General features: G+C 62.2%; 9 protein-coding genes. 4 read left to right on the top strand and 5 right to left on the bottom strand.

Features of this window, described 5'->3' with window-relative positions; all coding sequences use genetic code 11:
* A partial coding sequence (locus tag ACXRVY_RS02735) for a TonB-dependent receptor (protein WP_458237002.1) occupies window positions 1–1,287 on the top strand: 1,287 nt, incomplete at its 5' end.
* Window positions 1,288–1,556: 269 nt separating this feature from the next.
* A complete protein-coding gene (locus tag ACXRVY_RS02730; protein ID WP_458237001.1) occupies window positions 1,557–4,085 on the top strand; it encodes a PepSY domain-containing protein in 2,529 nt (842 codons plus the stop codon).
* Between the two features lie 134 nt (window positions 4,086–4,219).
* On the opposite strand, the gene ACXRVY_RS02725 is transcribed toward ACXRVY_RS02730, so the two are convergent.
* The 4 genes from ACXRVY_RS02725 to ptsP form a co-directional block, all read right to left on the bottom strand.
* The gene (locus ACXRVY_RS02725; protein WP_223458624.1) at window positions 4,220–5,761 is read right to left on the bottom strand and encodes an alkaline phosphatase D family protein; all 1,542 of its coding nucleotides are present in this window, start codon (window positions 5,759–5,761) and stop codon (window positions 4,220–4,222) included.
* A gap of 87 nt (window positions 5,762–5,848) precedes the next feature.
* On the bottom strand, window positions 5,849–7,588 hold the full coding sequence (locus ACXRVY_RS02720; RefSeq protein WP_223458621.1) for a PTS fructose-like transporter subunit IIB: 1,740 nt from the start codon (window positions 7,586–7,588) through the stop codon (window positions 5,849–5,851).
* An 11-nt stretch (window positions 7,589–7,599) separates the two neighbouring features.
* Window positions 7,600–8,541 (bottom strand): 1-phosphofructokinase, encoded by a 942-nt coding sequence (pfkB, locus tag ACXRVY_RS02715; protein WP_223458619.1) that lies wholly within the window; start codon window positions 8,539–8,541, stop codon window positions 7,600–7,602.
* Entirely contained in the window at window positions 8,541–11,402 is a 2,862-nt protein-coding gene (ptsP, locus tag ACXRVY_RS02710) for a phosphoenolpyruvate--protein phosphotransferase (protein ID WP_223458617.1), read from the bottom strand. The genes pfkB and ptsP overlap by 1 nt, the downstream gene beginning before the upstream one ends.
* A gap of 291 nt (window positions 11,403–11,693) precedes the next feature.
* Between ptsP and cra the strand changes: the two genes are divergently transcribed.
* Both cra and ACXRVY_RS02700 read left to right on the top strand, forming a co-directional pair.
* The gene (gene cra / locus ACXRVY_RS02705; protein ID WP_223458615.1) at window positions 11,694–12,689 is read left to right on the top strand and encodes a catabolite repressor/activator; all 996 of its coding nucleotides are present in this window, start codon (window positions 11,694–11,696) and stop codon (window positions 12,687–12,689) included.
* 3 nt (window positions 12,690–12,692) lie between these two features.
* Complete coding sequence (locus ACXRVY_RS02700; protein ID WP_223458613.1) at window positions 12,693–13,469, top strand: TatD family hydrolase; 777 nt, start codon at window positions 12,693–12,695, stop codon at window positions 13,467–13,469.
* On the opposite strand, the gene ACXRVY_RS02695 is transcribed toward ACXRVY_RS02700, so the two are convergent.
* A complete protein-coding gene (locus ACXRVY_RS02695; RefSeq protein ID WP_458237000.1) occupies window positions 13,470–13,859 on the bottom strand; it encodes a hypothetical protein in 390 nt (129 codons plus the stop codon).
* Window positions 13,860–13,993 lie beyond the last annotated feature (134 nt).

Here is a 13,993-nt window from a genome sequence, read left to right as displayed (position 1 = left end):
GACGACAGTAAAGGCAACGTCAACAACGGCAGCGTCTGGCGTCGCGCGAACACCCGCGTGAGCAACACCGAGACCACCACCAACCAGACCGACCTGTTTGGTGATGTCTATATCGCCGGGTTCAAGAACAGCTTCGCCACCGGTGTCGAATACACCCACGAGGAAAGTGAAAAATCCTCGTACAACGTCAACACGGACACCACCCCGGGAACGGCAGCGGTAACCACCAACTGCTCGCCGGCACTGATCGGCGCGCCAAGCGGCTTCAACTGCACCTCGCTGTCCAACCCGAACCAGAATGATCCGTGGAACGGCGCCATCTCGCGCAACTACGCCGGCACCAACACCAAGGCCGACACCTACGCGCTGTACGTGTTCGACACCCTGACGTTGTCCGAGCAGTGGCTGGTGAACATGGGCCTGCGGTATGACCATTTCAATACCCAGTACCGCACCTTTGACGGTTCCGGCGCCACCGTCGTGACCAAAGGCACYGCCGCCAAAGGCAAGGACACCAGCGAATTCGTCACTGGCCAGTTCGGCGTGGTCTACAAGCCAGYGGAAAACGGCAGCATCTATGCCTCCTACGCAACATCCGCCACCCCACCGGGCAACACTCTGGGTGAAGGCATGGACGGTAACCCGCTGGGCGGCACCACCGATCGCAACGGCAACCTGCTGAGCAGCGACATGGAGCCGGAAACCACCAAGAACTACGAAATCGGTACCAAGTGGGATCTGCTGAACGATCGCCTGTCGTTGACCGCCGATATCTTCCGCACCGAGAAAGACAACGCTCGTGTGCAGACCAACACCACCACCTTCGAAAACGTCGGTAAAACCCGCGTTCAGGGTGTCGAACTGTCGGCCAGCGGCAAGCTCACCGACAAATGGCAAGTCTTCGCCGGCTACGCCTACATGGACAGCGAGCAAGTCGATGGCGGTGACCTGCCGGCAAACAAAGCCAACGATGGCAACGAGTTGCCTAACACGCCGAAAAACAGCGCCAGCCTGTGGACGACCTATCAGGTCACGCCAAGGCTGACCATCGGTGGCGGTGCGTTCTATGTCGATGACGTGTTCGGCAGTGCAGCCAACACCACCATGGTTGATTCCTACGTTCGTTACGACGCGATGGCAGCCTACAAGCTGAGCAAAAACGTCGACCTGCAACTGAACGTGCAGAACCTGACCGACGAAACCTATTACGACAAGGCGTTCTCGACTCACTTCGCCAACCAGGCGGCCGGTCGTACCGCTTTGCTGAGCACCAACTTCCACTTCTGATTGCCACTCACACTGCAATCCCTGTGGGAGCGAGCTTGCTCGCGATGACGTCGCCACATTCAACATTTATGTTGACCGACACACCGCTATCGTCGGATCGCCGCCCGGAGCAAGCTCGCTCCCACAGGAGAGGGTGAAGGCTGAAATCAGACAAGGCCCCGTTCACCCACATGAACGGGGCCTTTGTGCGTAAAAAAGAATGCTTCTCGACAACCCCACGGCATAATGCACACCGTGATGAATCAATTTGAACGAACAAGGCGAGCGACGTGTTGAAGAAAACCCTGTTCCAGTTGCACTGGTTTTTCGGCATCAGCGCCGGGCTGGTCCTGGCCCTGATGGGCATCACCGGGGCGACGGTGTCGTTTCAGGATGAAATCCTGAGTGTGCTCAACCCTTCCGTGTTGCAGGTCGAGAAACAGGTCGCCGGTGTGCTGCCGCCCGCCGAACTGGTGGAGCACATCGAAGCCGCATCGGGCAAAAAAGTCTCGATGCTCACGGTGGAAACCGACAGCGGCAATGCCGCCAAAGTGTGGTTCACCCCACCACCGGGTGAACGCCGTGGCGAGATGCGCTACTTCGATCCGTACACCGCCGAGTTCCTGGGCGACGCCACCGGCCAGGACTTCTTCGGCCTGATGCTGCAACTGCACCGCTTCCTCGCCATGGGCGACACGGGTCGGCAAATCACCGGTGCGTGCACGTTGATTCTGGTGTTCTTCTGCCTGTCCGGCCTGTACCTGCGCTGGCCTCGCCAGTGGAAAAGCTGGCGCGCCTGGCTGACCCTGGACTGGAAGAAAAAGGGCCGCAGCTTCAACTGGGACCTGCATTCGGTGGCCGGCACCTGGTGCCTGGTGTTTTACCTCCTGGCGGCGCTGACCGGGTTGTCCTGGTCATACGAGTGGTACAACAAAGGCCTGACCCGGTTGCTCTCCGACTCACCGCAGAACGAGCGCGTTCGCGCCGGACGTGGCCCAGCGCCAAGCGGTCCGGCACCGACAGCCGATTACGCGGCGATGTGGAGCAGCATCTACAGCGCGGCCGGTCCGCAACTCAGTTCTTATAACGTGCGCATGCCGCCGGTGGCCGGCCAACCAGCGACCGTTTTCTTCCTGCTGAAAACCTCGCCTCACGACCGCGCCTTGAACCAGATCACCCTCGACCCGGCCACCGGCGTGGTCAAACGGGTTGACCGCTACAGCGACAAGAGCCTCAAGGCGCAACTACTGACCAGCATTTATGCGCTGCACGTCGGCAGTTACTTCGGCATCGTCGGTCGGATCATCCTGACCCTCACCGCGCTGAGCATGCCGCTGTTCTTCGTCACCGGCTGGTTGCTGTACCTGGATCGTCGACGCAAAAAACGCCAGATCAAGGACGCTCGCCAAGGCCTTGTACAACCGGGTAACGATGCGCCGGCATGRCTGATCGGTTTCGCCAGCCAGAGCGGGTTTGCCGARCAATTGGCCTGGCAGACCGCCGGACAATTGCAGGCCGCAGGGCTACCGGTGAAGGTGCAACCGTTGGCGGACGTCAGCGAGCAGGATTTGCGAGACTCGAGCAACGCACTGTTCGTCGTCAGCACCTTCGGTGACGGCGAAGCGCCGGACAGCGCCAGAGGTTTCGAACGCAAGGTGCTGGGCCGCACGCCAAGCCTGGAACGCCTGAACTACGCGATCCTCGGCCTCGGTGACCGGCAGTATCAACACTTCTGCGGTTTCGCCAAACGCCTGCACACCTGGCTCGGTGAACATGGCGGCAAGACCCTGTTCACGCCGGTGGAGGTCGACAGCGGTGACCCTTACGCCTTGCGTCACTGGCAACAGCAACTGGGCCTGTTGACCGGCCACACGCCCGTCGACACCTGGCAAGCGCCCAGCTATGACAACTGGACCCTGGCCCGCCGTGAACTGCTCAACCCGGACAGCAGCGGATCCCCTGTGTACTTGCTGGGCCTCAGTGCCCCGACCACCAGCAGCTGGCTGGCGGGCGACCTGGTGGAAGTATTGCCGCGCAATTGCCCATGGGCCATCGAGCATTTCCTCGACGGCCTGGGGATTCACGGTGAGACCAAGGTGCAGCTCAATGGCCTGGAGGAAACCCTCGAACAGGCCCTGGCCAGCCGCCAGTTGCCGGAGAACCGCGCCCATCTGGTCGGCCTGCACGCGCAGGCGCTGGCAGAGGCACTCGTGCCGTTGGCCATGCGCGAGTACTCCATTGCGTCGATCCCGGCCGATGGCGTGCTGGAATTGATCGTGCGTCAGGAAGTGTATGCCGACGGCAACCTCGGCGTCGGTTCCGGCTGGTTGACCGAACACGCGCCTGTAGGCAGCTCCATCAGCCTGCGCGTACGGCGCAACAGTGGTTTCCATCTGCCGTCGCAGCCGGTGCCGATGATCCTGCTGGGCAATGGCACGGGGCTGGCCGGGTTGCGCAGCCTGCTCAAGGCGCGGATTGCCGACGGTCAGCAACGTCACTGGCTGATGTTTGGCGAGCGCCATCGCGAGCACGACTACCTGTGCCGAAARGAGCTGGAAGAGTGGCTGATCAATGGTGATCTGGCGCGCCTCGACCTGGCGTTTTCCCGCGATCAGGCCGAAAAGATTTACGTACAGGATCGCCTGCGTGAATCGGCAGCCGAGCTCAAGAAGTGGCTGGCGGACGGTGCGGTGATCTACATCTGTGGCAGCCTTCAAGGCATGGCTTCGGGCGTGGACCAGGTGCTCAACGAGGTGCTGGGCGACGCCGAAGTGGAGCGCCTGATCGAACAGGGCCGCTACCGCCGAGACGTGTACTGATTCACTGAGTTCCCTGTGGGAGCGAGCTTGCTCCGGGCGGCGTTCCGACGATAGCGGAGTGTCAGGCGACATCACCGTTGAAAGTGATGACGCCATCGCGAGCAAGCTCGCTCCCACAGGGGGGGATGTGTCGGTCAAACCGGCTGCAACTTCTGCTCGAATACAGAAACCCCGTCCAGATCCCGCAACACCACGCTCAACTCCCCCGTTTGCCCATCGATATTCACCTCGCCAAAAAACTGAAACCCGGCAAACGGCGAGACGTTCTGCGCGGGCGGCGCCTTCTCGAATACCGCTTCCGGGCCAAAGGTCTTATCTAGCGGATTAGGCCCGAAACTGCCGGCATTCAAGGGCCCGGCGACGAACTCCCAGAACGGTTCGAAGTCCTGAAACGCCGCCCGATCCGGGTGGTAATGRTGGGCGGCGCAGTAGTGCACATCCGCGGTCAGGAACAGGAAATTGCGCACCTGCTGCGCCCGCAGGAAACCGAGCAGTTCGGCGATTTCCAGTTCACGCCCCTGGGCCGGGCCGGGGTCACCGTTGGCCACGGCTTCCCAGCGCGCGACACCGGGGCTGACCTCGCCGTCGGGCACGCCGAGGCCAATGGGCATGTCGGCGGCGATCACTTTCCATTGCGCGTTCGAGGCCTGCAGTTCGCGCTTGAGCCAGTCCAGTTGCTCACGACCGAGGAAGGGTTTTGCAGCGCCCAGATTGTCATCGTTGGCCCCGCGATAGCTGCGCATGTCCAGCACGAACACATCGAGCAGCGGACCGTAACCGAGCTTGCGATAGATCCGCCCGCCGCCATCGGCGCTCTGCAAACGCATCGGCGCGTATTCGAGCCAGGCCTGGCGTGCGCGGCCCACCAGGCTGTGGATATCTTTGCTCTGGTAACGCGCATCCAGCTGCTTGCCCGGCGACCAGTTGTTCACCACTTCGTGGTCGTCCCACTGCCAGATCTGCGGGACCTCGGCATTGAAACGACGGATGTTTTCGTCCATCAGGTTGTAGCGGTAATTGCCACGGTACTCATCGAGGGTCTCGGCGACTTTGCTCTTGGCCTCGGTAGTGATGTTGCGCCACACCCGTCCGCCTTCTGTGGTGAGCTGCGCCGGTATCGGGCTGTCGGCGTAAATGGTGTCGCCGCTGTGGATAAAAAAGTCCGGCAGACGCCGGCGCATCGCCTCGTAGATCCGCATACCGCCAATGTCCGGGTTGATGCCGAAACCCTGGCCGACGGTGTCGCCACTCCAGACAAAACGGAGGTCGCGCCGGGTCTGTGGCACGCTGCGCAAGTGACCGAACCAGGGCTCGCTGGCAACGCCGCTCTGGGCGTCTTCAAACTGCACACGGTAGAAAATCGCCTGGCCGGCAGGCAGCCCGGTGAGTTCGACCCGGGCGGTGAAATCGGTGCGCGCATCGGCCAGGGGCGAGACGAATCGCCGAGGGTTGGGAAACAGGCTGCGAGTGTCCCACTCCACCACCATCCGTGCGGGGCGGTCGCAGCGGCTCCAGATGATCGCCCGGTCGCCCAGCAGGTCGCCGGACTGCACACCGTCGGTGAGTTGCGGCCGATCCTTGACCGAAGCGATCACCGCCGGCGCCAGCCCTGGCAACAACAACCCGGCGCCGACCGCTTGCATCACACGACGACGCCCGAGGTTGAAATCGCTCATGGTGTTCTCCCTGAAAAAGGAAAAACTAAAGCATGGACCTATGACCCTGGCATGACACAAATCTTCCCAACACCACAGGGGCAGGTGTCAGGCTGTGACGGGCTCTACCGCCAACTCCACCACCTCCGGCCGCTTCACCAGCGCATACACCACCGCCGTCAACAGGCTCCCCGCCACAATCGCCAACAAGTAAAGCAGCGCATGGTTGATTGCATTCGGGATCGCCAGCACGAAAAACCCACCGTGGGGCGCCATCAGTTTGCAGCCGAAATACATCGACAGCGCACCGGTCAGCGCACCGCCGGCGATGCTCGCCGGAATCACCCGCAGCGGGTCTTTCGCCGCAAACGGAATCGCCCCTTCGGAGATGAAGCACAGCCCCAGCACCAGCGCCGCTTTACCGGCTTCGCGTTCGGTCTGGGCGAACTTGCGCCGCGCAATGAATGTGGCGATGCCCAGACCGATCGGCGGCACCATGCCGGCCGCCATGGTCGCCGCCATCGGCGCGTAGCTCTGCGACGCCAGCAAGCCCACCGAGAACGCATAGGCCGCCTTGTTGATCGGCCCGCCGAGGTCGACGCACATCATGCCACCCAGCAATACACCCAGCAGAATCGCGTTGGTGGTGCCCATGCTGTCGAGGAAATGCGTGAGCCCGGCAAGCATCCCGGCGACCGGTTTACCGACCACGTAGATCATCACCAGACCGGTGAACAGACTCGCCAGCAACGGAATGATCAGGATCGGCTTCAGCGCCTCAAGACTTTGCGGCAATCGCGCATAACGGTTGATCGCCTTGGCCGCATAACCGGCCAGAAAACCGGCAATGATCCCGCCGATGAAACCGGCGCCCAGGGTGCTCGCCAGCAGACCGCCGATCATCCCCGGCGCGAGGCCCGGACGGTCAGCGATGGAATAGGCGATATAGCCTGCCAGCAGCGGCACCATCAGCTTGAACGCGGTGTCGCCACCGATCTGCATCAACGCCGCCGCCAGCGTGCCCTGCTCCTTGAATGCGGTGATGCCAAATACGAACGACAAGGCGATCATCAAGCCGCCGGCCACCACCATCGGCAACATGAATGACACACCGGTCAGCAGGTGTTTATAGACACCGGTTTTCTCTGATTTGGCTGGGCCCTTGGCGCTGCTCGAAGCGCTTTCCTGCTGGCCTTCGGCCAAGGCCTTTTTCAAAGTCGCTTCAGCTTGCTTGAGAGCGATACCGGTGCCACAGCGATAGATTTTCTTGCCGGCGAAACGCTCGGTGGCGACTTCGATATCAGCCGCCAGCAGCACCACATCGGCCTCGGCGATCGCTTGCGCGCTCAATGGATTGCGCGCACCGACCGAACCCTGGGTTTCCACTTGCAGGTCATAGCCCAGGCGTTTGGCCGCTTGCTGCAAGGCCTCGGCAGCCATGAACGTGTGAGCGACACCCGTCGGGCACGCGGTGACGGCCACCAGTCGCGGCGCGTTTTTAGCCACCGTCACAGGTTCGACGACGGCTTCGTCAGCAACATAAACCTGAGCGTCCTGCGCTCCACGCCGCAACACGGCTTCCACGTCTTGCAGGGCCTGGGCCGGGGTGCTCTGGAACAGCCGCTTACCGACAAACCGCGACATGTCCACCGGCGCGCTGCTCACCAGCAGCACCCACTCGGCCGCATCGAGAGTGGCCGCCGACAGTTGTTTTTCGGGATGCGCGGCATCGGTGATTTCGACACTGGTGCTCCAGCCCTGACGCTGAGCCGCGGCATCGAGCAGCCGGGCACACAGCACACTGGTGACCATGCCGTTCGGGCAGGCCGTAACGATGGCTAATTTCATGACAAACCCTCTTATTGTTCTGTCAGGGGACGCACGCGCACACCCTGTTCGAGCTGCGCCAATTGCGCTGCATCGCCAATGCCGAAACCGATCTGGGTCACTGCCATCGCGGCAATCGCCGTGGCGGTGCGTAAGGTCTGCTCCGGCGTATCGGCACTGAGCAAACCGTGGAGCATCCCCGCCAGCAACGAATCACCCGCGCCCACCGTACTGGCGACGCTGACCTTGGGCGGAGTGGCATGCAGTGCCGAACCGACGCTGAACCAGTTCACACCCTCGGCACCATGAGAAATCACCACATGTTCGATGCCCTGGGCGTGCAAACGCTCCGCCGCTATGGACTGGGAACTGACCGACACAACCTCGCAGTCCAGCACCTCGGCCAGCTCTTCAGTGTTGGGTTTGATCAGCCAGGGTCCCGCTTTCAGCGCCGCACGCAACGCCTCGCCGCTGGTGTCGAGGGCAACGCGCAGCCCCAGGCTTTTCAAACGCAGGACCAACGCYTGCAACCACTGCGCGCTAACGCCCAGGGGCAAACTACCAGCAACCACCACCGCATCGTGACCCGGGGCAATCTGCTCCAGTCGATCAATCAAGGCCTGCTGCGCCGCCTCGCTGACCTGCGGCCCCGGCCCATTGATGTCGGTAATGCGACCGTCGCTTTCCGCCAGTTTGATGTTGCTGCGGGTTTCACCGGGAACGCGGATGAACGCATCGACAAAACCGCGTTTGGCGAACAACGCTTCGAACGCTTGCAGGTTGTCTTCGCCAAGAAAACCACTGACGGTCAACTGATGCCCAAGGTCGGCCAGCACTTGCGCCACGTTCACGCCTTTGCCGGCGGCGTGGGTGTGCATCACATCGCTGCGGTTGACCTGGCCGGCTTCAAGGCGCGGCAACTGTACGGTCAGGTCCAGCGCCGGGTTGAGGGTCAGGGTGAGAATCCGGGCCATTACAGGGCCTCCACTAATGCGCGCACTTCATTGGCGCTGCCCACGGCCAAGGCCTGTCGGGCAAGGGTTTGAGTCTGAGTGAAGCCCAGTTCGCGAATCCGCGCCTTGACTTCGGCAATGCTGCGAGCGCCGACGCTAAGTTCGTCCACGCCGAGGCCGACCAGCACCGGCACCGCCAGCGGGTCAGCCGCCAGCTCGCCGCACACACCGACCCATTTGCCGTGGGCATGGGCCGCGCGCACGGTGATGTCGATCAGTTGCAGCACCGCCGGATGCAAGCCATCGGCCTGGGCCGACAGCGTCGGATGGCCACGGTCGATGGCCAGGGTGTATTGGGTCAGGTCGTTGGTACCGACGCTGAAAAAGTCGACCTCTTTGGCCAGCACCGGCGCCAGCAACGCCGCCGACGGCACTTCGATCATAATCCCCAGTTGCAGGTCGGCAACCGGAATTTCCCGGCGCAAACGTTCGGTCATGTCACGGGCCTGACGCCACTCGTCGACGCTGCCCACCATCGGGAACATGATCCGCAGCGGCCGGTTGTCGGCCGCCCGCAGCAAGGCGCGCAATTGCGCTTCCATGACCTGCGGGCGCTGCAAGGTCAGGCGTATGCCGCGCACGCCGAGGAAGGGGTTTTCTTCCTTCGCAATCGGCCAGTACGGCAGCGGTTTGTCGCCACCGACATCGAGGGTACGCACCACCAGCGGTCGCCCGGCCAGACCGTCGAGAACGCGACGGTACTCGACTTCCTGGGTCGCTTCGTCGGGCGCTTGCGAGTGGGCCATGAAGATCAGTTCGGTGCGCAACAGGCCAATGCCTTCGGCGCCCTGCTCCACCGCGCCGGTCACGCCAGCGCTTTCACCAATGTTGGCGAACACTTCGACGGCGTGGCCATCGGTGGTCAGCGCGGGTTGATGGCGCCGTTCAGCAGCCGCCTTCAAGCGCTGCTCGCGGGTATCGCGTTCGGCGGTTGCGCGCTGCAAGGTCGCCGCGTCAGCGTCCACATGCAGACGACCACGCTGGCCATCGAGCAGCAATGGCGTGCCCGGTGCCAGCAGCAAAACGCCAGGGCCGGCGCCGACCAGTGCCGGAATACCCAGGGCCCGGGCGACAATCGCACTGTGCGCCGTAGCACCACCCCGGGCGGTGAGAATCCCGGCCACGCGAGCGGGGTCGAGACGCGCGACGTCGGACGGGCCGACTTCGTCCATCACCAGAATGTATGGTTGATCCGGTTCGCTTGGGGTTTCGATGCCACAGAGTTGCATCAGTACCCGACGCCCGATGTCGCGCAAGTCGGCTGCGCGCTCGGCGAGCAAGGCATCCTGCAACGCTTCCTGCTGCCGGGCCGCCGCTTCAATTACGGCCATCCACGCCGCCTCGGCGCTTTCGCCCTGCTTGAGGCGCGCATCGACCTCATCAGTCAGTTCCGGGTCGTCGAGCATCTCCTGGTGAGTGATGAAGATTTCGCGAATGGCCTTGCTTTTGCTGCGCTCGATCAAGCCCTGAATGTCACGGCGCACCTGCGCCAGTGCCTGCTGGAGGCGCTCACGCTCGATGCCGGCGGACTCGCCGCGCAACGGGTAATCGATGGTTTGCAGCACTTGAATATGCGCCGGGCCGATGGCGATCCCCGGCGCGGCGGCAATTGCCTGAACCACACTGCCTGACACCGGGGCGAGGACCACTTCGGCCATCTCGGCAACGACTTCGCGTGCCTGGCTTACTGGCGGCAGCGGTTCGACTTCCTCACCGAGGCCCTCTTCGATGGCCGCCAACAGGGCCGGCAACGCGTCAGCCGCGATGCCCGGTTCGGCAATGATTTCCAGAACCTGCCCCCGACGGGCGCCGAGGCTGAGCAACTTGCTCAAACTCTTTACCGACACCGCGCTGTCGTGACCATCGACAATGCGCACGCGGATGTCACCTTCAAAACTCTTTGCCAGTTGCGCGAGGATTTTCGCCGGCCGCGCATGCAAACCGTGGGCATTGGCCAACACAATACGCGCACTGGGCCAGTCGGCGGGCACTTCACCACCGAGCACTTCGAGGACTTTGCGGCTGCTGGTGGCGCGCCCCAATTCATGGCCACGCCCTTCGATCAACAACGCGCACAGGCGTTCGAGCAGCGCTTGATGGGCCTCACCGAGGCTGGCCAGGCAGAACAGTCCATTGAGTGGCTGGCCGAGATAGCGCAGCGGTTTGTCCGGGGTGACGAAGGCCAGTCCCGGGCGCTTCACCGTTTGCTCGCTGTGCAGCCACCACAGACCATCGCCCAGGGGCAGCGCTTCAACCTGCTGCAGCACGGCGGAGAAACCGTTGCTCACGCAGTCGGCCTGCCGCAGCAGACGAGCGCCGCGCCAGACCAGCTCTTCGAAATCTTCGGCCGCCACACCGAGGCCGATCATCTGCGCATCCAGCGCCAGCTCCTGTGGCGCGCCTTGCAGCAACTTCAGCAATGCTTCGGCGGAACCGGCGCGACGCAGGGCCTGGCCCAGATCAGTCTCGCCGAGGGCGCGGGTCAGCAATTGCAACAGGCGCAGATGTTCATCGGATTTGGCAGCGATTCCGATCGCCAGGTAAACGATATGACCATCGCCCCAGTCCACACCTTCAGGGAACTGCATCAGGCGCACACCGGTGGTGAACACCAGGTCGCGGGTTTCGGGTGTACCGTGGGGGATCGCAATACCTTGACCAAGAAAGGTCGAGCCCTGGGCTTCCCGCGCCTGCAATCCGGCGAGATAACCCTCGGTAACCAGGCCGTCGGCGACCAGATGCCGGGCCAGCAGTTGCAGCGCTGCGGATTTATCCACAGCCGACTGGCCCATGGATATCTGCTCTACAGTGAGCTCGAGCATGCTTTCTCCTTTTTGGCGCCTTGGGGCGCCAGGTATTGTTTTGAATGAGCCAGCTTAGGCGCTTGTTCGTCACTTTTGGCGGTTTCGCGGCAGAACCGGCCAAAGGCACCTATTAACGTAGAAAATACGCTTGCTGAATCGTTTAATCTAGAATGAATGGCACGTTACTCGATAATGTCCCATCCTTGAAGCCCAACTTGTCGGATGCGTTACGACAATGGTCGCCTGCCTGAATCGGTTAGGATTGACGAAAATGTCGAGGCAACCTCGAAAAAACAAGGAAACAGCGGGTTGAAACTCAGTGATATCGCCCAGTTGGCCGGTGTGTCCGTCACCACCGCCAGCTATGTCATCAATGGCAAGGCCGAACAACAACGCATCAGCAGCGCTACCGTCGAACGCGTGCGCGCGGTCGTCGAACTGCATGGCTTCACGCCTAACCCACAGGCCGCCGGTTTGCGCAGCCGACACACCCGCACATTGGGGTTCATTCTGCCGGATCTGGAAAACCCCAGTTACGCGCGAATCGCCAAATTGCTGGAGCAAGGCGCGCGGGCCCGGGGTTATCAGTTGCTGATCGCCAGCTCCGACGATGCACCGGACAGCGAACGGCAATTGCTGCAACTGTTCCGCGCCCGGCGCTGCGACGCACTGATCGTTGCCAGCTGCCTGCCGGCCGGCGACGACAGCTATCGCCAATTGCAGGCCAAGGGCATTCCGATCATCGCCATCGACCGGGTCATGGAACCCGAGCACTTCTGCTCGGTGATCAGCGACGATCGTGAGGCCAGCCTGCAACTGACCCGCAGCCTGCTGGAGCCGCTGCCCAGGCAGATCGCACTGATCGGCGCCCGCCCGGAGCTGAGCATCAGCCGGGAACGTGCCGCGGGCTTCAAAGAGGCCCTCACCGGATTCGACTGCGAGGTGCTGATCGAAGAAGGCGAGTCCTTCAGCCGCGAGTGCGGCAAACAATTGATGGAAGAGCTGCTGCAGCGCCTGGGCCATTTGCCCGAGGCCCTGGTGACCACATCCTACGTGCTGCTTCAGGGTGTGTTCGATGCGCTGCACGACTTCCCGCTGAAAAACCGTCCGCTGCGCCTCGGCACATTCGGTGACACCCAGTTGCTGGACTTCCTGCCGCTGCCGGTCAACGCCATGGCCCAGCAACACCAGTTGATCGCCGACAAGGCCCTTGCACTGGCCCTGGCGGCCATCGAACAGTCGGATTACCGGCCCGGCGTGCAAGCCATCGCGCGCACGTTCAAGCAGCGTATTCGCCAGGACTGAACCGTGGAGCTGATCGACACCCACACCCACCTGGATTTTCCGGACTTCGACGCCGACCGCCAGGCGCTGCTGGCCGAAAGCCGCGCCCTCGGGGTGCGGCGAATGGTGGTGCTGGGGGTTTATCAGGCCAATTGGCAGCGGGTCTGGGAGTTGGTGCAGAGTGATCCCGATCTGCACGCCGCGTTCGGATTGCACCCGGTGTACCTGGATGATCATCGACCGCAACACCTGAGCGAACTCGGTGACTGGCTGACTCGATTGGCCGGCCATCGGCAACTGTGTGCGGTAGGCGAGATCGGCCTGGACTACTTCATCGAAACCCTGGACCGCGACCGCCAGCAGGCGTTGTTCGAGGCGCAATTACAACTGGCGGTGGATTTCAATCTTCCGGCATTGATCCATGTGCGGCGCAGCCATGCGGCGGTGATTGCCACGCTCAAACGGTTTCGTTTGAAACGGGCCGGCATCATCCACGCCTTCGCCGGCAGCCAGGAAGAAGCGCGGGAATACATCAAGCTCGGTTTCAAGCTCGGCCTTGGTGGCGCCCCGACCTGGCCGCAGGCGCAGCGCATGCACCGAGTGCTCGGCGCACTGCCACTGGATTCGGTGGTGCTGGAAACCGACTCGCCGGACATGGCCCCTGCCATGTTCCCCGGCCAGCGCAACAGTCCGGCACACTTGCCGGCGATCTGCACGGCACTGGCGCAATGGATGGCAATCAGCCCGGAACGACTGGCGGCTGCCAGCACCGCCAACAGCTGCGAAGTGTTCGGCTGGTAATCAGTCGACGTGAGCCCTGGCGGCCTCCAGGATCAGCGTCAAGTGCTGGCGCCGGCGGAAATAACGGACCACCGCGAAGTACACGAATATGACGATCAGCGAAGCATTCAGCTGTTCGATGACGCTGAGCATCCCCAACCACTCCATCACCAACGCCACCAGCAAGGTGATGCAGACCATCATCCGCAGACTGGCGCGCAACAGCGAAAAAGAGTCGAGGGACTTGAAGCGCCTGATCTGCTCCGGACAACATAACTGAAGGTGTTTCTGGCAGTGGGCACAGGCAAACGCTTCATTGATCGCGATGGCGTTGAGCTGCCAGGGTTGAAGCAGCAATGTGCGCTGACAATGCGCACAGCGTCCMTGGACTCCTGATATTGCAACAGACATAACCAAGTTCCTCCATGAAGTAAGCCGCGTAACTCTTCCTTGATTGACATCCAAAATCCAGCGCACGGAAAGAATCAGGAGGACTCTCACCGGGAAAAGGAAAAAGTATTACGAAACCTTCCCACAGTACATCA

It is taken from the genome of Pseudomonas sp. P5_A2_2 (assembly GCF_054177685.1).
This window is presented reverse-complemented; position numbering and strand designations above follow the sequence as displayed.

Excerpts from the sequence above, each read along its gene's own strand:
- ACXRVY_RS02720 (WP_223458621.1), bottom strand. The coding sequence starts at position 7,588 with ATGAAATTAGCCATCGTTACGGCCTGCCCGAACGGCATGGTCACCAGT.
- ptsP (WP_223458617.1), bottom strand. The coding sequence starts at position 11,402 with ATGCTCGAGCTCACTGTAGAGCAGATATCCATGGGCCAGTCGGCTGTG.